This is a genomic window from Paenibacillus sp. FSL H3-0329, from assembly GCF_037963285.1.
Classification (GTDB): domain Bacteria; phylum Bacillota; class Bacilli; order Paenibacillales; family Paenibacillaceae; genus Paenibacillus_AQ; species Paenibacillus_AQ odorifer.
In genome coordinates this window covers 2,730,111-2,752,033 of record NZ_CP150150.1, presented here as the reverse complement: position 1 = coordinate 2,752,033, position 21,923 = coordinate 2,730,111, and the positions used below count along the sequence as shown (strand labels likewise).

Sequence of the window (21,923 nt, the reverse complement as noted above, 5' to 3'; positions counted from 1 at the left end):
CTACACAGTTCCAAAAAAACGGAAGCCAGTAAAGCGGCTTCCGTCCTTTTATTGCTATCCAATTGGACCAGCACAATAAATTGCCTGATTCACTGTTCACTATGGCTTTAAAGTTTTTTCTTTAACATTACTTCATCATCCTTAACATACCCGCTCAATTCATACGCTTTAATGGCTACACGATTATCTTCTCCTGTTAAAATCTTAACTGTTTTGACTCCACGAGAATAAAGCTGACTTTCCAGAAAAGAAATTATTGCAGTAGCAACACCATTCCTACGAGCTGACTCTTTTACATACATTTCAGTAATTTCACCATATGCTTCATTATAACAAAATGATTTCAAACTTTGAGCACAGCCAAAACCAACCACTTCATCCCTTAAAGTAGCCACGGCCACCAATTCATTATTGCTGTTCAAACACTTGATGATCTCCGGCACAGGACGTTTTACTCCACCATTGAACTCAAGATTTAACCTAGACAAAACATCCGCGTCACATATCGTTGCTAGCCTAACATTTGGAAGCATTCTCTTCCCCCTCTACAATGTTCCCTTTTCAAGAACATACTCTTCATTGGAATTTTTTAAAACGATATCAAATTTATGATGATAAGAATGCATAAACAACTCATATTGCATCCTGCGCTGTTCATGGGATTTTCTTAAATAATTAATATCTGTTCCTCTTTCAGAAACATCACGTGTACTCCTTCTTATCAACTCAGTTTCTCCATCCGTGTATAAGTAGATTTTCAGATCATACAAATTCGGATCAGTAAAGGCAACACTCATGCCTTCTACAATATTTACCTTCTTTTGTGAAGATATGAACATACTTTTTGTATAGTCCGTGCCAATTGTGTAAAAATCCAACCCATCCCTCAACATATGAATGTCTCTCTCTAAAGCAAATATATGATGAGCAGCAGGATGACAAGCTGTCACTTTATCGTGATAATGTACATTCTTATATTCATAGTCGATAGAAGTGTATTTTCTAAGACTAGATTCAACAATATAGGGGTCTGTATTAATATAATTCACATCATCCTGCTGCAAAAGCTTTAAAAGATTATGAGCAAACGTTGTTTTTCCAGATGCACCATGACCCGAAATCCCAATGATGAATCTATTAGCCTCACCGCTAATCAAATTAGCTATCTTATGTAACACCTTGTCCATATTATTAGCCCCTCTCCCTACTCGATCCTATGTATTCCTTACTCCGCTATGGTTTAGCACATTAAAATCAATGGTGCATTTTATATAAAGAAACTTAATAGAAAGGGGTAGATCTTCCATGGCTACTCGTCAGCCAGATTTAGTATTGATCAGTTGGAGCAGAAATCCTTTGGTTGCTGGATCAGCACGTAGGATTATTGCCGTCCGTGTTATTGGAAATGCCGTGCCGTGCAGACCTAGCTTGAGACCCAACGGATTGCTTAACACCGCTTTGGCTTGCTTATTAGACAACGATGTTGGTTTTAAAGTGGTCTTTCGTAAAAAAACTTCAAGCATTAGCGGATATATTTTGTTACAACGTAACTAATAGGTTTAGGGGGCAGTGAAAATTGCTGCTCTCTTTTTCCTGTGTATCTCATTGCACTTAAAGTCCAATCAATCCTAGAAAATGGTGTATATAATTTATTAGAAACTGAATCTGATTGAAAATGGGTGAGTCCATGAAATTACAAGCTGTGAAAAAAAGCTATGATTTAATAGTAAGCTTAGGGATGTCTTGTGCTCCTGCTATAAATCTGCAAAGAAATAGCTTAAGGAAATTCTCCATGCCGCTCGACTGGATGGTTTCTTATTCATTGGCTGATGTAAATAGACTTTATAAGAATAGATTTCAAAATTTCATGGAATTAATAAATCTGCAAATTCTTGATGAAACACATTTTTTTCTGGAGGATGGATTACCAGTCTATCCTAATGGGAATAAAAATGCACTAGTGAAATCCTATTTTATTCAGGATACTTTATATAACATTATCTCAGTTCATGATTTTCCAATCCACCAAGGTAAACACTGGTCTATAACCTATCCTTCGTATAAAGCGAAGCTGGAATTACGAATTAATAGATTTTGGGACAAGTTAATCCACAGTAAAAAAACTTTATTCATTAGATGGTTTGCCTCATATGAACAGGCTGTAGAGCTACAGTCAATTTTGTCTGATTTATTAAAACCGAACGAATTTATTATTCTTATTCTTATTCCCGTTCGTGAATCAACCTCGGTACAAGAATTAAATTGGAACATAAATAATATTTGTGTGTTAGAAGTCCCTGAGGATATGAACGATTATGATAGCTGGGATTATATTTTGAAAGACATACACGTAACTAATAACTAATTTCGCTTTGATCGATCATATGATTAATTATTTCCTCTGCTGCAAAAACATATGGATACAAATACAGCCTACTGATGCTGACCAATAAAGAAATAGGGTTACTAATTCCAAAATCGTATTGACTCCCATGCGCTGCTGGATTTGCGGGTTCAGGCTCTACAAGATCATACTTCTCCATCAGCCTTTCCTTGGTTCCACTATCTACTACTGTTCCGTTTCCATTATCCGCAAGGACAGATCCCGATTGAAAACACGCCATGAATAAGACACAGCAAATGGTGAGGATCGCTAGTTTCTTTTTTCGCATCATACATCTCCTAATTCTTTCTGGGTCTCCCCTATAACTTAGAGCCGTTCAAATTATTTCTTGGGTAATCGTAGGAAAACTATGTATTCGACAATCTTGATCAGTATAGATCATATTCCATGAAAATAATGGGAGAAAAAGTCTCGAATTCTATAATACTCCTTTCTATATATAAAAACAAAAGCACCCCACAGCTAAAATTAGCAGGGTACTTTTGGATGCTTCGCCGTATTTACAATATCAACATTCCGCTGAGCGGTTTATGGAGTTGGAGTTCCGCCGTTCGCATTCAGTGTTTCGCCACTGATATAGCTAGATTCCTGGCTAGCCAGGAATACATATGCCGGAGCCATCTCCGCAGGCTGTCCCGGACGACCTAGTGGTGTGCTCGACCCGAACTCCTTCAGCACTTCCTCCGGTTGCCCACCCACAACTTGAAGAGGTGTCCATACGGGACCAGGTGCTACTACATTGACGCGAATCCCCTTATCAGCTACTTGCTGAGCGAGAGACTTACTGAATGTATTAATAGCAGCCTTGGTGGTCGCGTAGTCCAAAAGGATCGGTGAGGGATTATAAGCTTGAATAGAAGAAGTGTTAATAATGGTGCTGCCCGGTTGCATATGCTTCACCGCAGCTTTGCACAGCCAGAACATAGCATACACGTTCGTCTTAAATGTGTCGTCAAAATGCTTCGTAGTGAGATCAGCGATGTCTGGAACGAATTGCTGTTTGCCCGCGATATTGGCTAAAATATCAATTCCACCTAGCTCTTTAACCGCAGTATCGACGAGTTGTTCGCAGTATGTCTCATCCTTCAGATCGCCTGGAATGGCGATTGCAGTACGACCCGCTTCCTGCACTAGCTTGACCACCTGCTTTGCATCTTCCTCTTCCTCGGGCATATAAGATAGAACAATATCTGCCCCCTCACGAGCAAAAGCAATAGCAACAGCACGGCCTATACCGCTGTCGGCTCCCGTAACTAACGCTTTACGTCCGGTCAGACGCCCAGTTCCTTTATAGGTATCTTCTCCTGTATCAGGTACTGGATTCATTTTCTTCTGCAGACCCGGCTCCTCTTGTTGCTGCTGAAATTCCGGTCCAGCCTTAGTGTACTGAGTGGTAGGATCTTGCATCGTATATTGGTTAGACATCGATCAATTCCTCCTTTATTTTTAGAAATACATTTTTATATTTTCCGAACTCTTTGTTATGTAAACACAACAAGCACGCCTCTAAACATTCACCTTCAATAACATAGCCTTGAATAGTGCCGCAAAAATACCCCAACCACCTGTCAAGGTGGCTAGGGTATCCCCCGCCTAAAAATAAATATATGGAAGCTCACTTGTTAGTTAGGGAACGCTCCGTATAGTCTGGCGTATACATTAGATAAAGGAGTGATAAATCATGGGCTTTTTTATATTCCTCTTTGTACTATTAGCATTGCTTAATATCTTCTTTCCTCATTTGGGATGGTACATGCGCTATGGCTGGATGATGAAAGGTGATGTAGAACCCAGTGATGCCTATTTATTAATGACTCGCATCAGCAGTATAGTGGCACTTATTATCCTCTTTTTTATCTGGACTAGTTTCTGACTTACCCTAACGCTCTTAACACATCTTCAATCTTGCGCTGATGCGACAATACCCCATAATTCATCCAGGCCATAAAATCCACCTCATATACACAACGATTACGAACAGCGGGCAGATTGCGCCAAAGCGGTGTATCCAACAGCTCCCGTCCTTCTCCTTCCTGTCGATCAAAGGTAATGAACAAATGATCTGCAGTGAGGCTCGCAAGCTCTTCTCTTGTTAGGCTCACCCGCTTCTGTCCACGAGTCAACTTCGGAACCAAGGCATGGGGCTGCAAACCTAAATCATCATGGAGTACGCTACCTGTATACCCCAATTGCCCGCATCCATAGAGATTGATTCCGTAGGAAGATATTCTTAGGCATGCTACAGTCTGCCCTTGGACAGAACGGTTTAGCACTCGTCTAGCTTGCTGCGCCCGATGCTCATAATTGCCGATCACTTCCTGGACACGATCCGTTCTGCCAAAGACGGCTGCTGCGGAAAATAACGTGGCCCGCCAATCCTCTTGATGAAAAGGCAGCTTGAACAACGGAGCAATTTGGCTGCACTCATCCAGGTGCCAACGCTGAAAGCCATCATCCAGCAGGATCAGTTCGGGCATGTACTGGGAGAGCTCCTGCCAATCGCCAGTCGAAATATCAACCGCAGGCACATCGAGGAGGGACAGATACTCTTGCTTCCCCCACTGAGCGTGAGAATATTGCGCCACCGGTGTAATATCCAGAGCCAACAGGTAGTCTTCCAGAAAAGGAGCGAACACCCGCAGCCCTTCCTGATGGAAGCTTCTGTATTGGCCGGGCGTAACGCCCACCGATCTTTTGAAACGCCGGTTAAAATAATACTCATTGCTATACCCTACAGATAACGCGATGTCATGCATACGGTCATTCGTAAGCAGCAACTGCTGCTGCGCCCTTTCAATACGAAGTCCGTTCAAATGCTCTAAGGGAATCCGCCCTGTCACTTCTTTAAAAATCTGTGTGTAGCGTGCACGTGTAATGCCTGCCACTTCAGCTAATTGATCGACGGTTATGGCGTGATTGTAGTGTTCCTGCATATAGCGGATGGAACGCTGTACCGCCTCATGGGCTCCTTTCATCTGGATGACAGAGGAATTTGCCCGCATGATCAGCAGCAGTAACTCTTGAAAGCGGGTATGGCCTGCGAACCATTCAATCTCTTCCGTACTTCTGCGACTATGATAGATAGCCTCCAGCAGTAATGCACATTGTGAAAAAGGTCTGCAGCTTAGCGGACCGGACTGGAGTATTCCTTCTTTAGTCCCCTTTTCCATTCCACTCTGCCTGCTTCCCCCCGTTTCGATGACTTCAAACGTAAGCCTATAAAAGCTAAGTCCTCGCTCCTCTGCATTAATTTTGCTTATTAGCCCAGGTTCGAACAAGAACCCGACACCTTTTTCCAGAGGAAAACGCTTCTCCTCGGCTTCTAACCATCCCTGTCCTTCCGATACAATGATCAGGGTATGATTTTGAAACACTAAGGTCTGTCCGTTCACCGATAAGGATTGGGCTTCTATGTTAATCAAGCTATAGAATAGCCTCTTTTTATTGCTGTCTTGTAAATCTTCTGCCATTCTAGCGCCCTCCAATTGAGAACCATTTTCATTCACTTTACTATAGTTTAGAATAAAAAAGAAGGTCTATCAACTATGCTGATAGACCTTCTTTATGCTATTCCTTACGACGGCTGCCGTTTTATTTCACCATAGCTTTCAGCAAGTCATCAAGCTTCATCGAATTGGCTGTGATGGCACCAGTCTGCCAGTGGGAACGTTCCATTCTATAAACATTCCCGTTCTTCACCGCCGGCAGGCTCTTCCACAACGGGCCATCAAGGATTTGAGTCGCTTCCTGATTCCCTTCAGTATCCCAGCCCCCGTTGTCAGGGAACACAATGATATGATCCGCTTCGAGCTGAGGGATAAGCTCTTCGGAGATAATAGATTGATATTCGGTCATTTCTGCCGCCATAGGCACAGGTGTCAGGCCAAATTGAGAATAAATTACACCGGTGAAACGGTTTTCAACACCGAATAGAGCAAAGGTTTTATCCGCTACGTTGAGCCGGATCACTGCTACTTTTTCCTGACCTAGGGCCTGTTGCAGCTTAGCTTTCCCCTCTGCCACTTTCTGATCGTACGCTGCAAGGACAGATTCCGCCTTCTCCGGAATACCGAGGGCATCTGCAATAGCCGTAAGCACTTGTCTTGAGTCTTGCAACACCGCCTCAGGTAGACGATAGGTTGGTGCTATCTTGGAATATTGTTCATATTTCGCCGCATCCGCACCTCCATCCACAATAATCAAGTCAGGGTCTTTTTCCAGCAACACTTCCATACTACCGGTAATATCAAATTCTGGTACATCAAGATTTAAATAATCCTGTTTGCCCCAGCTTGGATGATACCACTGCACCACCGGGGTAATGCCCAATGCCTTCAAATAATCTTCAACATAGATCCCGGCTACCCGTTGCGGTTTAATTGGAATTTCAACATCCCCGAATTCCCCGGCAATCGTCCGAGTTGCACCCTCTTCTGCGGCATTTCCATTTCCTTCAGTTGGTGCGCTAGTGCTCGCTGAGGTAGATTCCTCTGCATTCTGTGTCTTAGCAACGTTTTCTTTCGCAGTATTGTTATTCGTTCCGCATGCTGCCAGCGCAGTTATTGCCATTATAAGTACCGCTGCCCATAAAAACTTCTGACCCCATCTTGCCATTGATCCCTTCACTCCTATGCTTTATTGTCATTGATTATCATTCTCAATAACCTTTATCACAATAGTAGCATGACTTTCATAGCTTTCAATGCACTTTCTCCGCAAAAAACTTATACAAACTATTTCTAGTTGCTCTGCTCTATCATTATTCGGTAGGATTCTTCTTCTATTAAAAATATGTCATCCTTTATTAACTTGATCGCAAAATTTCTTTTTTTACGATTGATTTATACGATGCTTTCGCTTACAATAAACTCATAAACGCGCGTTTATGAAAAGAGGGGAAACATGCGCAGCGAAGATATTGCTAAGTTGGCCGGGGTTTCCCGTAGTACGGTATCCCGCGTGATCAACAACTATTCCAATGTTCCTGAAGAAACCCGGGCCAAAGTGCTGCGGGTGATTGAGCAACATCAGTACGAACCGAACAGCTTTGCACGGGCTCTGGCCGGTAAGAAAACCGATACCATCGGATTGTTCGCCATCAGTATGAACGAGAAAGAGAACACTACCCGAATTTATCAGAACAATTACTTTGCACCATTCGTCGATGCCGTAGTCGACACGTCGAATGCCCGCGGATGTTACGTTCTGATTCATACGGTATACTCTCCGGACGATTTCCTGAAGGTAAAACAAGCTTTTCTGCAAAAACGGATTGACGGTGGTATAATTGTCGGCACTCAGAAGGATATTAATATCGTCCGCGAAATGGTGGGACTCGATTCTCCGCTAGTACTGATTGATTATGATATCTCAGAGATTATGTCGGAGCATCTTGACCGCAATCATTTGGCCATTGTGAATTCCAAAGATTACGAGGGCACCACAGAAGTGATTGAACATTTAATCTCCTTAGGCCATCAAGAGATCGGCATTATCTGTGGGCAAATGAATACGTACTCTGGTCGAGAACGCTACACGGCCTATGAGGACACGCTGAAAAAACATGGTCTGCCTCTGAATGAGAAGTTTATCCTAAAGGGTGATTTTCTGAAAGAGACGGCTTATGAAGAGGTCAAGAAGCTGCTTGCTTCTGGTGAACCTTTGCCGACTGCCTTTTTCTCTTCCAACGATGACATGGCTATTTCAGCGATGGAAGCGTTCTCCGAACATGGAATCATTGTCCCTGAGGATATCTCCATTGCGGGTTTCGATGACATTCAGCTGGCATCCCGTATTCAGCCTAAGCTGACCTCTGTACGCTTGCCGATTTATGAAATGTCCAAGGCTGCAGTGGAAAAAGTAATCGAGCTGTGTGATTCGCAGCAGCCGACTTTCAGCACGATCAGCTTTCCAGCTCGTTTAGTGGAGAGAGATTCCTGTCAACCGCCGAAGAAGTAGCACAGATTCATCCTTCACTGAAGAATACATATTTTTCTGTGAAGCTGCTATCATCGGTTCTCGAAATCACTGCCTAATACTATCTTTTAGAAACAACGGAAAGAATCCCTTCCCTCGAGGGAATTTTTCCTGAAACTTATAAACGCGCGTTCACAATCGAAAGGAGACTTTCTCACATGAAATTCGGTACCTTTGACGACACTCGTAAAGAGTATGTAATTAACACACCAAAAACACCTTACCCTTGGATTAACTACCTTGGTAATGAACAATTTTTCGGACTTATTTCTAATACTGCTGGTGGCTATACCTTCTATAGAGACGCTCGTCTCAGAAGATTGACCCGTTACCGTTACAACAATATCCCAATGGATGCTGGCGGCCGTTACTACTATCTTTATGATGATGGTGATTTCTGGACTCCAGGCTGGATGCCAGTAAAACGTGATCTGGACTTCTACGAATGCCGTCACGGTCTTGGCTACACCTCCATTACTGGTGAACGCAACGGTATCTCTGTAAACCAGCTTGCTTTTGTACCTATGGGTCATAACGCTGAAGTACATCGTCTTGTAGTGAAAAACACGGGTTCCGCGAAGAAATCCGTTAAACTGTTCTCTTTTGCAGAGTTCTGTCTTTGGAATGCACAAGATGATATGACTAACTTCCAACGCAATCTCAGCACTGGTGAGGTTGAAGTGAAGGGTTCTGTTATCTATCACAAAACAGAATACCGTGAGCGCAGAAACCACTACGCTTTCTACTCTGTTAACAAAGAAATCGCCGGCTTTGATACTGACCGCGAAGCTTTCGTAGGGATGTACAATGGTCTGGAAAGCCCGCAAGCTGTTGCTGCAGGTGAACCAACTAACTCGGTAGCGAGCGGCTGGTCCCCTATCGGATCGCACGCCCTGAACATTACTCTGGAGCCGGGCGAAGAGCAAAGCTTCATCTTTGTCCTTGGTTACATTGAAAACCCAGAAGAAGACAAATGGGAATCTCTGAACGTAATCAACAAAAAACCAGCAGAGGCTATGATCGAGCAATTTGCTACAGACGCTCAAGTGGACGCCGCTTTGGCTGCACTGGCTGCACACTGGGATAACCTGTTGTCCAAATATCAAATCCAAAGTGGCGACGACAAGTTGAACCGTATGGTTAACATCTGGAATCCATATCAATGTATGGTTACCTTCAACATGTCCCGTTCCGCTTCTTACTTTGAATCCGGTATTGGCCGTGGTATGGGCTTCCGCGATTCTAACCAAGACTTGCTCGGATTTGTACACCAAATTCCTGAACGTGCTAAAGAACGTATTCTCGATATCGCCGCTACACAATTTGAAGACGGCAGTGCCTATCACCAATACCAGCCGCTTACCAAAAAAGGTAACAATGAAGTCGGTACCGGCTTTAATGATGACCCACTTTGGTTGATCCTCGGCACAGCTGCTTACATCAAAGAAACTGGCGACACATCGATTCTTGATGAGCAGGTTCCTTTTGACAGCAATCCGGATAACACAGCTACTCTGTTTGAGCACTTGAAACGCTCCTTCGAGCATGTAACTAACAATCTCGGACCTCACGGCTTGCCGCTGATTGGTCGTGCAGACTGGAATGACTGCTTGAACCTGAACTGCTTCTCTACAGAGCCGGGCGAATCTTTCCAAACTACTGCCAACATCGAAGGCCGCGTAGCGGAATCCGTATTTATCGCGGGTCTGTTCGTCTTCGTTGGACCGGACTATGCAGAAATCTGCCGGATGCGCGGACTTAATGATGTAGCTACGGATGCAGAAGCTAAGATTGACAATATGCGTGAAATCACACTGACTCACGGTTTCGATGGTGACTGGTTCCTGCGCGCTTATGACCACTATGGCGACAAGATCGGTTCCAAAGAAAACGAAGAAGGTAAAATCTTCATCGAACCACAAGGTATCTGTGTTATGGCCGGTATCGGTGTGGAAGATGGTCAAGCTGAAAAAGCTCTGACTTCCGTGCAAGAGCATTTGGATACTAAATACGGTATCGTATTGCAACAGCCACCATATTCCAAGTACTATCTGAACCTGGGTGAAATTTCTACGTACCCTCCGGGCTACAAAGAAAATGCTGGTATTTTCTGCCACAATAACCCTTGGATCATGATCGCTGAAACTGTACTTGGACATGGTGACAGAGCGTTTGAAATTTACGCTAAAATTGCTCCTGCTTACTTGGAGGACATCAGCGAAATTCACCGTACTGAACCTTATGTATACTCGCAAATGATCGCAGGTAAAGATGCCGTTCGCCACGGGGAAGCTAAAAACTCCTGGTTAACTGGTACTGCGGCTTGGAACTATGTAGCGATTACACAATCTATCCTTGGTATTCAAGCGGACTTCAATGGTCTGAAGATCGATCCTTGTATTCCTACAGAGTGGGACAGCTTTGAAATCACCCGTGTCTTCCGTGGAGATACTTATGTGATTCAAATCAAGAACCCGAATCATGTATCCAAAGGTGTAGCTAGTCTTACCTTGGATGGCGCAGCTGTAGAAGGTAACATCATCACTCCTGTTGGAGACGGCGCTGTACACCAAGTAGTTGTAGAACTGGGTTAATACAAAAAAAATCCGCTCAATCGTTCAAACGAACGGTTGAGCGGATCTAAAATTAACAGTAGATGCCCCCTGAAGGATTCAGGGGGCATCTTTTTTTTACCCTTCCACAATATCTGCTCTTAAATCACTCGCAACCTCAAGCATTCTAGGAATCACGGCTTCATTGGCGCCAGAAACATAAATATCGCCCTGATAATGTCTAAATGGGATAGTTGTATCACCATAGCTCCACATAAAGAAATCTCCCTCAATGGACATGGTAGTGGCACCTGTTACTGTAAAAACTGATGTATAGGTGAAATCAGGTTTGGATGCGAAATATTGCTTACACTCTTCTAAAGATAGGGTTGTTGCTGAATCTCCAGCATTCTGCATTGCTCTTGTCATCCGATAACGTTTACTCATTGTGATGCCTCCATTATTATCTGTAAAATGATCAGTTGCCTTATCCAGATCAAATATAGCATACAATGAAGGGCAAATCCCATTCCATTTCTAAGTCGAAAATGTTAATATAGCCGTTTTTCATAGCTTTCTTTTAGTGATTTTGAGATATCCTCTGGAGTAACTCCAAGTTTACGGGCATGCTGCGCCAGTATTTTTGATGGATTAGGCAAGACTTCTTTCGCAAGCCAATGATCGTCATCCCACAAATGTGACCGCTTAAAGGCTTTTGCACAATGCATATAACATTCTTCTACTTCCACGCCAATTCCAATGATCGGGACTTTACCATGCGCTTCCATAGGTTTCAATATATCTTCATCCTTAACTATACTCGCGTGCCCATTTATTCTTAATGTTTCTTCAAGTCCGGGGATGATGAATATCAAACCGACTTTTGGGTTCTCAAGTATATTCCGCAAAGAATCAAACCGTCTATTCCCAGGGCGTTCAGGGATCACTAAATGTTTATCATCCAACACGTGAACAAAACCTTCTGCGTCCCCGCGCGGAGAGACATCACAAGCACCGGACGAACCGCTTGTAGCCATAAAAAGCATTGGGGATTTTGAGATATAATCACGGCAATGATGATCTATAACAGTTATGGTTTTGTTGTTAACCAATTCGCTTGGGTACCCAAATAAAGACCTTAGCTCTTCTTCTGACTCTATAACTTTTTCGAAAAAGTTTGACTTCATACTTCTCCCTCTCTCAACTTAATAAGCCCCAATGTTCTTATTTTTGCTCAAATATCCGCTTAATAATTGGGCGAAATTTTTTCTTGTTGATTCATCCGATAACTTCCCAAAAGTACCATACAGATTATCCCCATGATATCTTGGAAACACATGTAAATGATAATGCCATACATCTTGGCTGCCATCCGGCTCATTATGTTGTCTAGAAGAAACGCCATCACATTTATAAACTTCTTTAAGACCTTTAGCAATTTCAATTTCCAGCTCATGTATCCGGTTTGAGATCTCAACCTCCAATGTGTAAATATTCTCGATATGCTGATTAGGGATGATTAAAACATGCCCTTCATTATTCGGATACCAATGAGAAGCAATAAAAGCCGTTATGTAATGATCTTTATAAATAATATCCGCTTGCTTAGAATGCACATCTTCATTTTCAATGCCCGAAACCAACAAACAAAAGGGACAAGTATAACCCTCTGGAGCATGATTATAAATATAGCCCGCCTCCACTGTTATAGGATTTAAGAATATTTCTATGTTTCTTCTAATTTCGCCATTTCGCGTGTGTTCTCCTTTTTGCAAAAAGAAAAGGACAGACTGTAAATTACAGCTGTCCTCATCGGTAAATGTTGATAAACTACAGCCATTCCCGAGATCTATGTCTACCTATAACTTAAACGCTGGCTTCCGGAATCCATACCTTCATTTCACCACTGCCACGATTTCCCCATAAGTAATACGGAACCGCCTTAACTTTTACGGTTTGAACTGGTGCCTTGACTCTGCTGTAAAGCTCACCACTCCAGCCCTCTTTATCTACACGTAGCCCCTCTGCCTCGACAACAACAGCGCCGCCGAGCAACGTCTCATCAAAAGCCGCAGTAAGTTCACTGCCTTCTTTTAAAGAAATCGAGCTTAACGGCTCACCATTATCGATACTTTCAAGACAATACACAAGAGGTCCACGCTGAATCGTTACTTTTTGAGCATCAGCACGCAAACTTGGATGTGCGTAGATACGATGTGCCTCCATAGGGTCATGCACTTCGATTACATCTCCTGCTCTCCACAGTCTCCGGATAACGAGGTATCCCTGCTCGATGTTCTCAGCAGTATTCATTGCTTCACCGTTGACTCTGATCTCCATTCCTTGGCTCCAAGATGGAATCCGCAAGGCAATCCCAAACTCTGCTTCCGCTGCAGGATTAATCTTCAACGAGACTGTACCTTCCCATGGATAGTTACTCTCTTGCTGAATCGCAACATCTGTTCCACCCAGCTTTGTTGTCAGCTCACTCCCAATATATAAATTCGTATAGAGCGTATCACCATGGATCGTATAGATATATTGATTAAGCGAAGTCAGCAGACGCGCCACATTCGGAGGACAGCAAGCGCAGCCAAACCAGCCTTGGCGCTCGGACTTCACATGATGTTTATCTGGATTGCAGCTGCATGCCTTAGGCCATACTTCCAGTGGATTCACATAAAAATAGTGCTTACCATCCTGTGCCATTGAACCCAACACATTGTTATAAAGCGCCCGCTCCATCACGTCGGCATAACGTGCATCCGGCGATATTCTCAGCATCCGCTGTGCAAAAAAGATCAACCCAATAGATGCACAAGTCTCTGCGTACACCGAATCGTTAGGCAGATCATAATCGAAGGTGAAAGCCTCACCCCGATGCGTAGATCCGATCCCGCCAGTAATGTACATTTGCTTAGTAGTGATGTTATTCCACAGTCTCTCGCATGCTTCGCGAAGGGTGTCATCTCCCGTAAGTGCGGCTAGATCAGCCATAGCAGTATACATATAAACCGCACGCACAGCGTGTCCTACAGCCACTTCCTGTTCTCTTACCGGAAGATGACTTTGGTAATATTTTAAATCTAAATTCTCCTTCTGACCTGTAAAAAAATTGATACTCCCCAGATTATCCCATTGTTGCTTTAGGAAATTCGGCTGTTGACCTCGCTCATTAATAAAAAAGCTGCTGAGCTTCAAATACCGCTCCTCACCTGTGAGCCGATACAGCTTCACGAGCGCAAGCTCAATCTCCTGATGGCCATCATATCCCCGCATTTTGCCTTCTTCCGGACCAAACACAGAATCGATATGATCAACCATTCGGCACATGATGTTGAGCAGTTTTCTTTTGCCTGTAGCCTCGTAATAAGAAACGGCTGCCTCAATGAAATGCCCAGCACAGTACAGCTCGTGGCAATCGTTCAGATTAGTCCAGCGTTTGCCGGGTTCTTTTATCGTAAAATAAGTATTTAAGTACCCGTCTTCCTGCTGCGCTTCTCCAACGAGGTCAATCACTTCATCCGCTTGACGCTCCAGCTCAGGGTCACGTTTGATGCTTAAGGAATAACCTACGGCCTCCAGCCACTTGGCTACATCACTGTCTTGAAATACCCAGCCGTAAAATTCACCGGTCTTCCGGCCCGCAGCAATCTCAAAGTTAGCAATGGCATGACTGGGCTCAGCTCCCGCTGCTTTGTCGTGCAATGCCTCATATTGATATGGGATTACAACATCCTGAACCAGCTTTATATAACTTCCCCAGAAATCATCTTTAATGCTAACGGATTGATCTTTTACAACTTGCTGATCCTGGATCGTTTTATTCATCATCATCTTCCCCTTAGCCTTATTTTATACTCGCTAATTACAATTATAGAGCGTACAATAGATAAAAAATATAATCAGAAGCAACCCCTTTTTTGTACTATTTCACACTCCTATTTTCAAGGACTATTTGAGCTCGGACTACGATAAAAAGAGAGGTAGAACACAGTGAGTCCTTCCTATGTACATTTCGCAGCGCCGCCTTTTCCATATTTTCTGGAATGCAATCACACTGTTTATCAACCCGGAGAGCAGCATCCAAATAGAAGCCATATCGGCTTATTTGATCTGATTATTGTAGAGCAAGGTTGCCTATTTATCGGTGAAGAGCATAATCAATGGGAGGTTGCGGCTGGGCATACGCTGCTTCTGCTGCCTGACCGCTATCATTATTCCGTTAAGTGTTGCGAGGAGCTGACTTCGTTTATCTGGATTCATTTTCATACCCTCGCAGATTGGTCAAGTTCTGATGGCGAGCCCGTGTATATCAACCGAGAGACACATTTCCGGCAGTTTCTTACTCATCCATATACCATTCGCATCCCGCAGTTTGGTCCCCTTCCTGATCCCTTTAAACGGAGTGGACAAGCTGAGAAGCTTTTACAGCTGTCCACTGGAAGACGTTCCAGTGCAGTTTGGGAGCAGCAAAGGATTTTTGAAGAAATGCTGCGGATGATGGATCTAGCGCAGCATGATACTTCAGAAAGTCATGCGGTAGAGATTGCCGAGAAGACGGAGACTTATATCCGCAATCATTATGCGGAGCCTCTCTCCAATGCCTCTCTGGCGGATGCGCTGCATTTTCATTATAACTACCTTGCCCGCTGCATGAAACGCGTATATGGACTGACTCCGATGGAGTATTTAACGGATTACCGTTTGGAACAGGCCAAGCTGCTTCTGCTTAAGACAGAGATGCCTATAGCTGCGATCGCAGAACGTATCGGTTTCGAGAGCACCGCCTACTTCTCGCGTCGCTTTACTCAGCAGATCGGAATCTCTCCGCTTCGCTTCCGCAAGCGGTATTCCCGATAACAGCAAAAACAGCACGTCTCATAATGGAGGCGTGCTGTTTTCGTTGTTAATGCGATGCTGTAGCTTTCTTGTGGGAGGCTGGCTTTCTTCTGTGCTGCTGGCTTACGTGATCAGCTTTGGATTAATTGGACGCGAGATGCTCCTCTAGCTCGGAGAAACTTAGGTAACTATTGTGATGGAGCAGTACTCCGATTGGCACATTTATTGTGTACCCGTGATCCGTCCTAAATCCTTCTGCTGCTCTTACTTCTTACTTCTTGCTTCTTGCTTCTTGCTTCTTGCTTCTTGCTTCTTGCTTCTTGCAATAATTTTACCAGTTTACCTTCCTAGGCGTGGCGCACTCATACTTACCATAGGTCAACGCTGATTATGCGGCTCGACCCTCCAAAGCTTATCAGCAAGTAACTCACCGTATAGCCATCACACTACTCTCTGTATCCCCCGGAGACGCGTCTGCTTAATCATCCATTCATAGCACTCCCCGTTGCGGACCGGATTGCACCTATTTGTGATTTTCCGTCCATTTTGCGGAAGTTTCGGACTGTATAGCTCTTATTGCCCATAATTTGCCCGCAATTGGACCACATTTGTAGGAATAGCTGCAACTGAGTCCGATAGTGTGACAAAACGAGCGGAATCATGGAAATAAGGGCAACTGAGTCCGAACAGTTGCTAAAAAGAACACTGCCTGCCTCATTTGATCCTAAACGTGCTACCCATTGTTTAAACTAGCTGTCTAGGGCTCAACCTATCTACACTGTGCGGAATTAGCTACCTATAGCTCGACCTATCTATACCGTGTGCGGAATTAGCTACCTATGGCTTAATCTAGCTACTCCGTGCGCAGAATTTGTTACCTGTTGCACAACCTAGCTGTCTACATCTCGAAATCAGCTACCTTTTGCTCGATCTTGATCCTATCGGACCCTATTGCACCTATTTGTGATTTTCGGCCCATTTTGCGGCAGTTTCGGACTGTATAGTTCTTATTGCCCTTGATTTGCGCAGAGAAGGAGCGCATTTGAGCGAATAGCTGCAACCGAGTCCGATAGTGTGACAAAATGAGCGGAATCATGGAAATAAGAGCAACTGAGTCCGAACAGTTGCTGAAAAGAACGCCGCCTGCCAAATTTGCTCCTAAACGTGCTGCCCAGTGCTTAAACTAGCTGTCTAGGGCTCAACCTATCTACACCGTGCGGAATTAGCTACCTATAGCTCAACCTATCTACTCCGTGCGGAATTAGCTACCTATGGCTCAACCTATCTACACCGTGCGGAATTAGTTACCTATGGCTTAACCTATCTACACTGTGCGGAATTATCTACCTATAGCTCAACCTATCTACACCGTGCGGAATTAGCTACCTATGGCTTAATCTAGCTACTCCGTGCGCAGAATTTGTTACCTGTTGCATAACCTAGCTGTCTACGTCTCGAAATCAGCTACCTTTGCTCGATCTTGATCGTATCGGACCGTATTGCACCTATTTGTGATTTTCCGTCCATTTTGCGGCAGTTTCGGACTGTATAGCTCTTATTGCTCATAATTTGCTCGCAATCGGACCACATTTGTGGGAATAGCTGCAACTGGGTCCGTTAGCTCGAAAAAATGCCTTATATCTGCCTAATAGGGTCTGCTGGGTCCGCATGATTAGGCCCGAAATCAGTTTTTTTGCTTCACTGCAATTTTTTGGAAGTGACAAGCATATTTATAAGACATGCCTTTAATGTGGAGATGTTAAATATGCAGTCATTATTAAGATACGCGATCATCCTGATCGGAAGTTTGCTTATTGCAGCAGCAACTAATTTTTTTCTAGTCCCATATAAAATCCTAGATGGGGGAATAATAGGAATAGCCCTCATCATCAATTATTTATCCGATGCCAAAATCGGTATAGCTGTCCTTCTCTGCAGCTTTCCGATATTCCTGTTAGCCTGGCTGAAGGAACGCGATATCTTTTTCAACAGTATATTAGGCTTATTGACCTCATCGTTTCTCATTGAGCTTCTCGGTCCTTTGCAGTACCACTTTCTGTATTATTTTGAGTTCGGCTCCATTTCCAGCGCCATTATTGGCGGTTTTTTAATGGGAACGGGTCTTGGGCTTATGCTGCGGTTCAAAGCCAGTACAGGCGGAACGGATCTGCTGGCTCAATATATCAAAAGGTATCTCCCGCTTAATCTTGGACTCATCATTTTTTTGACGGATTTCATAATTATCGGCGCGGGGGGACTCCTGATTTCCAAAGAAACCTTCTTCCACTCCATCCTCACGATTATCGCTGGGGGTGTGGCCACAGGTCTCTGCACCTTGGAGACTGAAGAGAAATGGAAAAAAATATGAATATACACGATCATATGTTCGTATTATAATAATAAGAAAATCATCTACCGTATCTCTACCTCACCTGGAGAGTGTGAATCTATGAATAAAGAGCGTGTTATTTTGTTATCCGATTGTCAGAGCTTTTACGCCTCCGTGGAGAAGGCCTCTAATCCGCAATATAGCAACAAACCGCTTATTGTCGCCGGAGATCCGGCTAGACGAAGCGGGATTGTGCTTGCCGCTTGTCCGTTAGCCAAATCTTTTGGCATTACTACCGCCGAGACCTTGAAGGAAGCACTCGCGAAATGCCCCGAAGTAATCGTCGTCAGACCACATATGCAGCAATATATCGATGTTTCCTCCCAAATCACGGACATTCTACGCAAATTCAGTGACCTCGTAGAACCTTATTCCATCGATGAGCAGTTTATTGATATCACCGGCAGCCTCAGCTTATTCGGAAGCCCAAGACAGATCGCTGCGACCATTCAGGACTTAATCCGCAGAAATACAGGTGTGCGCGCACGTATCGGTATAGGTTATTCCAAGGTTACCGCCAAAATGGCTTGCGACCTGTGGGCCAAGAAGAACCCGGAAGGTCTATTTACTCTCACTCAGGAAGAGCTTCCAGATGTACTTTGGCCGCTGCCCATTAGTGAGTTGTTTATGGTAGGCCGCCGCATGTCCGCGCACTTCCAAAGCATGGGCCTCACAACGATAGGCCATTTGGCACAGATGCCGCTAAGCGAGCTGAAATGGCGCATGCGGGAGAAATTCCATAAAAAATGCGATATCGATGCCGAGCTATATTGGCGAATTGCCAATGGCATCGACGATAGCCCTGTAAGTCCCGCTACCTATGAAGTAGCACCCAAGAGCGTCGGGCACCAAATGACACTGCCACGGGATTACTATACACTGCAAGAGATCAAGACCATCATTCTGGAGCTCTCAGAGCTGGTGTGCAGGCGCAGCCGCAAACTGAAGGTGCATGGTGCAGTCGTGTCTGTTGGCTGCCAAGGCGCCAGCTTTGATGACCCCAGCGGCTTCTCGAGACAGACTACGATGAGCGATCCTACGAATGCAACCCAGCTGGTATACGAGGCCGCCCTCGCTCTTTTCAAACAGCATTGGGAAGGTCAGCCTGTGCGCCGAATTCATCTAAGCCTGTCCAATCTGTCTGACGAAAGCCAATATCAGCTAACCTTATTTGAGTCGCGCCCCCGCTACCGCGAGCTCGAACGGGCCACTGATGCGCTGAAGAATAAATACGGAGAATCGATCATTGGACGCGCCGCATCGTTCACAGATGCCGGACAACTTAAGGACAGATCCGGAAAAATTGGCGGGCACTATAAATAAACAGTGCATCTTTATACATTTTATTTCTTAAACTATATTAAAATATATCCCATATCGTTTATAATGCTATATTGAGGTTGTTATTTTCACACAATGAAGCGACAATCATAAGTATATACACATAGATATGTAACATTCCAGGGGAGGACCGGAGAAGTTGGAAAGCACGAGCAACACTAACACTACCTATTATGAAATCGTTGATCTCTGTCTTCTTGCTGGCAAGATCATGCTGCAAAACGGTGCAGAAACCTACAGAGTAGAAGATACAATGACACGTATGGCTGCTTCTCTCGGTTTTCCAGGGGCACACAGTTATGTGACGCCAACCGTTATTATGTTCACCACCAATAGAACGGAGCCCGTTAAGTTATATCGGATTGCCGAGCGAACCACAGATCTGCAGAAAGTCTCGGAGGTTAATGATATCTCGCGGCGTCTGAACGAGCGTCAGATTACAGCCGAGGAAGCTCGGACACGATTAGGAGAGGTCGATGATGCCGCACATGCGTATCCGGTATGGCTGCAAATCATAGCTGCGGCACTTACCGGCGCTTGCTTCACCGTTATGTTTAAAGGCAGCTTGTGGGATGCTCTCCCCGCATTGCCGATTTCCGGGTTAGGTTATGCTGCGGTTATCTACCTGCATCGTCTTGTGCAGACTAGATTTTTTGCAGAGTTCTCTGCTTCCTTCCTGATCGGACTTCTAGCCTTCTATTCTGTAAAGCTGGGTATAGGTCAAGAAATGGACAAAATCATCATCGGCTCCGTGATGCCTCTAGTACCCGGTCTACTCATTACAAATGCCGTTCGTGATCTGATGGCCGGTCATCTGGTCTCAGGCATATCCAAAGGAGCCGATGCCTTTCTAACTGCTTTTGCGATCGGTACAGGCATTGGGCTTGTACTATCACTATTTTAATTCTCCATGTGAAAGAGGTTAGCCCTTCATGATTTTGCAACTTATAACCAGTTTTATCGCCGCGGCAACCTTCTGTATTTTATTTAATGCGCCTAAGCGCGCTCTACTGCAGTGTGGTTTTGCTGGAATGGTAGGCTGGATGGTGTATGTAATCCTTGATGTAGAGTGTGGGCCTGTTGTTGCTACGTTTGCGGCTACTGTAGTGGTGGGCATCGTCAGCCAGTTATTTGCACGATCCTTCAAAATGCCGGTTATTATTTTTAGTGTAGGCGGCATTATCCCACTTGTTCCGGGTGGCCTTGCTTACGATGCTATGCGCAGATTTGTGGAAGAAAACTATAATCTGGCTGTAGAAATCGCTGTTCGGGCATTAATGCTCTCTGGCGCAATTGCAGCTGGACTTGTACTGAGTGAAGTTATCGGACAAATGTTCCGCCGGCGTGCAAGCAAAGCATAATCTTCATACAACCAACGTCATCTCATAGATTCAAAAAAAAGAAATCGTCTCTTGGTATAATGAGGATCATCCGTCCCTCTTCCAAGAAGCGATTTCTTTGTTTACTGTCCTATCTACACAAGTACTGCTACAGGTTCGACCTCCGAATCAATACTATTGATCCGGTTATTTTTAATCCAAGAAAGTCCTACGGTACCCTCACCCGCATGAACAGCCACGGCAGGAATGTAAGTCATAATCTCCGTACGTAAATCAGGTGCCATCTCTTTGATGTCTTCTTCTAGCTTCAGCGCCATTTCTAAATTATTGGAATGCATGATGCACACATCGCTAACAAGTCCAGCATCCTGTTTAAAGATATCTAACAGCGCCTGCTTCGTCTTCTTCATCGTACGGATTTTTTCCACAACAATGACCTTACCCTCGTCAAAACGCAGCAGCAAATTTATCCGCAATAATTGACTAAGCACTACTTGTGTACCAGAAACACGCCCACTACGGTGAAGCTGGGACAAGCTTGCAGGAATTAAGTAGAAGGACATATTTTGAATGATATTCTCTATCTTTTCTTTAATTTCTAGGGCAGTAAAGCCCATCTTGTGCCAATGAATACCTCGCGTGATCATTTCCCGAATCGGATAAGCGCCAACCTTGGAATCAATTCCAATAACATTAGCTTCCGCTATTTCAGCACCTTGCATGGAAGCATTGTATGTTCCGCTAAGCCCTGTCGAAAGATGCACAGCAATAATCTCATCATATTCTTCCTTCAACCGTTCGTATAACTCGATAAACTCACCGATTGGCGGCTGTGAGCTGCCTACTTGATCATGCTGACGCATTTTCTCATAGAACTCATCGATCGTAATATCTATATTTTCTTTATAACACTCGTTGTTAATAATCAGACGTAAAGGAACAATATACACATGGTTGTTCTTGGCGAACTCAGGATCGATTGTACATGTACTGTCGGTTACCCAGGCAATTGATTTCATGGTCACTTGTCACTTCTCTCTTTCATGAAAGGAATAGTAGAATGTTTGAAGAGACAAGGG

Annotated in this window: 21 protein-coding genes; 9 read left to right on the top strand and 12 right to left on the bottom strand. The window is 44.2% G+C overall.

Annotated features, from left to right (window positions below; genetic code table 11):
* Window positions 1-107 precede the first annotated feature (107 nt).
* The 3 genes from NSQ66_RS11875 to NSQ66_RS11865 all read right to left on the bottom strand — a co-directional run bounded on the left by NSQ66_RS11875 (window position 108) and on the right by NSQ66_RS11865 (window position 1,478).
* Window positions 108-533 carry a GNAT family N-acetyltransferase gene (locus NSQ66_RS11875; RefSeq protein ID WP_076141724.1) on the bottom strand — a complete coding sequence of 142 codons (426 nt, stop codon included), beginning with the start codon at window positions 531-533 and terminating at the stop codon, window positions 108-110.
* A gap of 12 nt (window positions 534-545) precedes the next feature.
* On the bottom strand, window positions 546-1,187 hold the full coding sequence (locus NSQ66_RS11870) for a phosphoribulokinase (RefSeq protein WP_076141725.1): 642 nt from the start codon (window positions 1,185-1,187) through the stop codon (window positions 546-548).
* A gap of 129 nt (window positions 1,188-1,316) precedes the next feature.
* On the bottom strand, window positions 1,317-1,478 hold the full coding sequence (locus tag NSQ66_RS11865; RefSeq protein WP_179089471.1) for a hypothetical protein: 162 nt from the start codon (window positions 1,476-1,478) through the stop codon (window positions 1,317-1,319).
* A 197-nt stretch (window positions 1,479-1,675) separates the two neighbouring features.
* Between NSQ66_RS11865 and NSQ66_RS11860 the strand changes: the two genes are divergently transcribed.
* Complete coding sequence (locus NSQ66_RS11860) at window positions 1,676-2,365, top strand: DUF1796 family putative cysteine peptidase (RefSeq protein WP_249267733.1); 690 nt, start codon at window positions 1,676-1,678, stop codon at window positions 2,363-2,365.
* Here the strand turns inward: NSQ66_RS11860 and NSQ66_RS11855 are convergent.
* Window positions 2,355-2,675 carry a hypothetical protein gene (locus tag NSQ66_RS11855; protein ID WP_143763112.1) on the bottom strand — a complete coding sequence of 107 codons (321 nt, stop codon included), beginning with the start codon at window positions 2,673-2,675 and terminating at the stop codon, window positions 2,355-2,357. The genes NSQ66_RS11860 and NSQ66_RS11855 overlap by 11 nt on opposite strands.
* 257 nt (window positions 2,676-2,932) lie before the next feature.
* Complete coding sequence (locus NSQ66_RS11850; RefSeq protein ID WP_076141729.1) at window positions 2,933-3,829, bottom strand: SDR family oxidoreductase; 897 nt, start codon at window positions 3,827-3,829, stop codon at window positions 2,933-2,935.
* 256 nt (window positions 3,830-4,085) lie between these two features.
* Between NSQ66_RS11850 and NSQ66_RS11845 the strand changes: the two genes are divergently transcribed.
* On the top strand, window positions 4,086-4,277 hold the full coding sequence (locus tag NSQ66_RS11845; protein ID WP_076130567.1) for a DUF6199 family natural product biosynthesis protein: 192 nt from the start codon (window positions 4,086-4,088) through the stop codon (window positions 4,275-4,277).
* A 1-nt stretch (window position 4,278) separates the two neighbouring features.
* Here NSQ66_RS11845 and NSQ66_RS11840 read toward each other — a convergent pair whose 3' ends face one another.
* Entirely contained in the window at window positions 4,279-5,874 is a 1,596-nt protein-coding gene (locus NSQ66_RS11840) for a helix-turn-helix domain-containing protein (RefSeq protein ID WP_076141730.1), read from the bottom strand.
* Between the two features lie 121 nt (window positions 5,875-5,995).
* The gene (locus NSQ66_RS11835) at window positions 5,996-7,018 is read right to left on the bottom strand and encodes an ABC transporter substrate-binding protein (protein WP_076141731.1); all 1,023 of its coding nucleotides are present in this window, start codon (window positions 7,016-7,018) and stop codon (window positions 5,996-5,998) included.
* Between the two features lie 288 nt (window positions 7,019-7,306).
* Here NSQ66_RS11835 and NSQ66_RS11830 point away from each other — a divergent pair, with 288 nt between their 5' ends.
* Both NSQ66_RS11830 and NSQ66_RS11825 read left to right on the top strand, forming a co-directional pair.
* Window positions 7,307-8,362 (top strand): LacI family DNA-binding transcriptional regulator, encoded by a 1,056-nt coding sequence (locus NSQ66_RS11830; protein ID WP_076141732.1) that lies wholly within the window; start codon window positions 7,307-7,309, stop codon window positions 8,360-8,362.
* Window positions 8,363-8,538: 176 nt separating this feature from the next.
* Window positions 8,539-10,974, top strand: a complete 2,436-nt coding sequence (locus NSQ66_RS11825; RefSeq protein WP_036685988.1) for a glycosyl transferase — start codon at window positions 8,539-8,541, stop codon at window positions 10,972-10,974.
* 96 nt (window positions 10,975-11,070) lie between these two features.
* On the opposite strand, the gene NSQ66_RS11820 is transcribed toward NSQ66_RS11825, so the two are convergent.
* The 4 genes from NSQ66_RS11820 to NSQ66_RS11805 all read right to left on the bottom strand — a co-directional run bounded on the left by NSQ66_RS11820 (window position 11,071) and on the right by NSQ66_RS11805 (window position 14,766).
* On the bottom strand, window positions 11,071-11,379 hold the full coding sequence (locus NSQ66_RS11820; RefSeq protein WP_076130570.1) for a hypothetical protein: 309 nt from the start codon (window positions 11,377-11,379) through the stop codon (window positions 11,071-11,073).
* Between the two features lie 104 nt (window positions 11,380-11,483).
* A complete protein-coding gene (locus tag NSQ66_RS11815) occupies window positions 11,484-12,119 on the bottom strand; it encodes a pyridoxamine 5'-phosphate oxidase family protein (protein WP_076212728.1) in 636 nt (211 codons plus the stop codon).
* 18 nt (window positions 12,120-12,137) lie between these two features.
* Window positions 12,138-12,707: an HIT family protein gene (locus NSQ66_RS11810; RefSeq protein ID WP_256721407.1), complete on the bottom strand. Its 570-nt coding sequence runs from the start codon at window positions 12,705-12,707 to the stop codon at window positions 12,138-12,140.
* 91 nt (window positions 12,708-12,798) lie between these two features.
* Window positions 12,799-14,766 carry a beta-L-arabinofuranosidase domain-containing protein gene (locus NSQ66_RS11805; RefSeq protein WP_339279733.1) on the bottom strand — a complete coding sequence of 656 codons (1,968 nt, stop codon included), beginning with the start codon at window positions 14,764-14,766 and terminating at the stop codon, window positions 12,799-12,801.
* Window positions 14,767-14,928: 162 nt separating this feature from the next.
* Here NSQ66_RS11805 and NSQ66_RS11800 point away from each other — a divergent pair, with 162 nt between their 5' ends.
* From NSQ66_RS11800 to NSQ66_RS11780, 5 genes are all read left to right on the top strand, one after another.
* Complete coding sequence (locus NSQ66_RS11800) at window positions 14,929-15,795, top strand: AraC family transcriptional regulator (RefSeq protein ID WP_076212733.1); 867 nt, start codon at window positions 14,929-14,931, stop codon at window positions 15,793-15,795.
* Between the two features lie 1,744 nt (window positions 15,796-17,539).
* Entirely contained in the window at window positions 17,540-18,142 is a 603-nt protein-coding gene (locus tag NSQ66_RS11795) for a YitT family protein (RefSeq protein ID WP_036685975.1), read from the top strand.
* Window positions 18,143-18,223: 81 nt separating this feature from the next.
* Entirely contained in the window at window positions 18,224-19,486 is a 1,263-nt protein-coding gene (locus tag NSQ66_RS11790) for a DNA polymerase IV (RefSeq protein WP_036685972.1), read from the top strand.
* A 157-nt stretch (window positions 19,487-19,643) separates the two neighbouring features.
* Complete coding sequence (locus NSQ66_RS11785; protein WP_051491428.1) at window positions 19,644-20,408, top strand: threonine/serine exporter family protein; 765 nt, start codon at window positions 19,644-19,646, stop codon at window positions 20,406-20,408.
* 28 nt (window positions 20,409-20,436) lie between these two features.
* Entirely contained in the window at window positions 20,437-20,865 is a 429-nt protein-coding gene (locus NSQ66_RS11780) for a threonine/serine exporter family protein (RefSeq protein ID WP_036685970.1), read from the top strand.
* Between the two features lie 113 nt (window positions 20,866-20,978).
* On the opposite strand, the gene NSQ66_RS11775 is transcribed toward NSQ66_RS11780, so the two are convergent.
* Complete coding sequence (locus tag NSQ66_RS11775; RefSeq protein ID WP_076105516.1) at window positions 20,979-21,863, bottom strand: DegV family protein; 885 nt, start codon at window positions 21,861-21,863, stop codon at window positions 20,979-20,981.
* Window positions 21,864-21,923 lie beyond the last annotated feature (60 nt).

What these genes read in the sequence shown, in the direction of transcription:
- NSQ66_RS11875 (WP_076141724.1), bottom strand. Translation starts at nt 533, where the DNA reads ATGCTTCCAAATGTTAGGCTAGCAACGATATGTGACGCGGATGTTTTG.
- NSQ66_RS11870 (WP_076141725.1), bottom strand. Translation starts at nt 1,187, where the DNA reads ATGGACAAGGTGTTACATAAGATAGCTAATTTGATTAGCGGTGAGGCT.
- NSQ66_RS11860 (WP_249267733.1), top strand. Translation starts at nt 1,676, where the DNA reads ATGGGTGAGTCCATGAAATTACAAGCTGTGAAAAAAAGCTATGATTTA.
- NSQ66_RS11855 (WP_143763112.1), bottom strand. Translation starts at nt 2,675, where the DNA reads ATGATGCGAAAAAAGAAACTAGCGATCCTCACCATTTGCTGTGTCTTA.
- NSQ66_RS11850 (WP_076141729.1), bottom strand. Translation starts at nt 3,829, where the DNA reads ATGTCTAACCAATATACGATGCAAGATCCTACCACTCAGTACACTAAG.
- NSQ66_RS11845 (WP_076130567.1), top strand. Translation starts at nt 4,086, where the DNA reads ATGGGCTTTTTTATATTCCTCTTTGTACTATTAGCATTGCTTAATATC.
- NSQ66_RS11840 (WP_076141730.1), bottom strand. Translation starts at nt 5,874, where the DNA reads ATGGCAGAAGATTTACAAGACAGCAATAAAAAGAGGCTATTCTATAGC.
- NSQ66_RS11835 (WP_076141731.1), bottom strand. Translation starts at nt 7,018, where the DNA reads ATGGCAAGATGGGGTCAGAAGTTTTTATGGGCAGCGGTACTTATAATG.
- NSQ66_RS11830 (WP_076141732.1), top strand. Translation starts at nt 7,307, where the DNA reads ATGCGCAGCGAAGATATTGCTAAGTTGGCCGGGGTTTCCCGTAGTACG.
- NSQ66_RS11825 (WP_036685988.1), top strand. Translation starts at nt 8,539, where the DNA reads ATGAAATTCGGTACCTTTGACGACACTCGTAAAGAGTATGTAATTAAC.
- NSQ66_RS11820 (WP_076130570.1), bottom strand. Translation starts at nt 11,379, where the DNA reads ATGAGTAAACGTTATCGGATGACAAGAGCAATGCAGAATGCTGGAGAT.
- NSQ66_RS11815 (WP_076212728.1), bottom strand. Translation starts at nt 12,119, where the DNA reads ATGAAGTCAAACTTTTTCGAAAAAGTTATAGAGTCAGAAGAAGAGCTA.
- NSQ66_RS11805 (WP_339279733.1), bottom strand. Translation starts at nt 14,766, where the DNA reads ATGATGAATAAAACGATCCAGGATCAGCAAGTTGTAAAAGATCAATCC.
- NSQ66_RS11795 (WP_036685975.1), top strand. Translation starts at nt 17,540, where the DNA reads ATGCAGTCATTATTAAGATACGCGATCATCCTGATCGGAAGTTTGCTT.
- NSQ66_RS11790 (WP_036685972.1), top strand. Translation starts at nt 18,224, where the DNA reads ATGAATAAAGAGCGTGTTATTTTGTTATCCGATTGTCAGAGCTTTTAC.
- NSQ66_RS11780 (WP_036685970.1), top strand. Translation starts at nt 20,437, where the DNA reads ATGATTTTGCAACTTATAACCAGTTTTATCGCCGCGGCAACCTTCTGT.
- NSQ66_RS11775 (WP_076105516.1), bottom strand. Translation starts at nt 21,863, where the DNA reads ATGAAATCAATTGCCTGGGTAACCGACAGTACATGTACAATCGATCCT.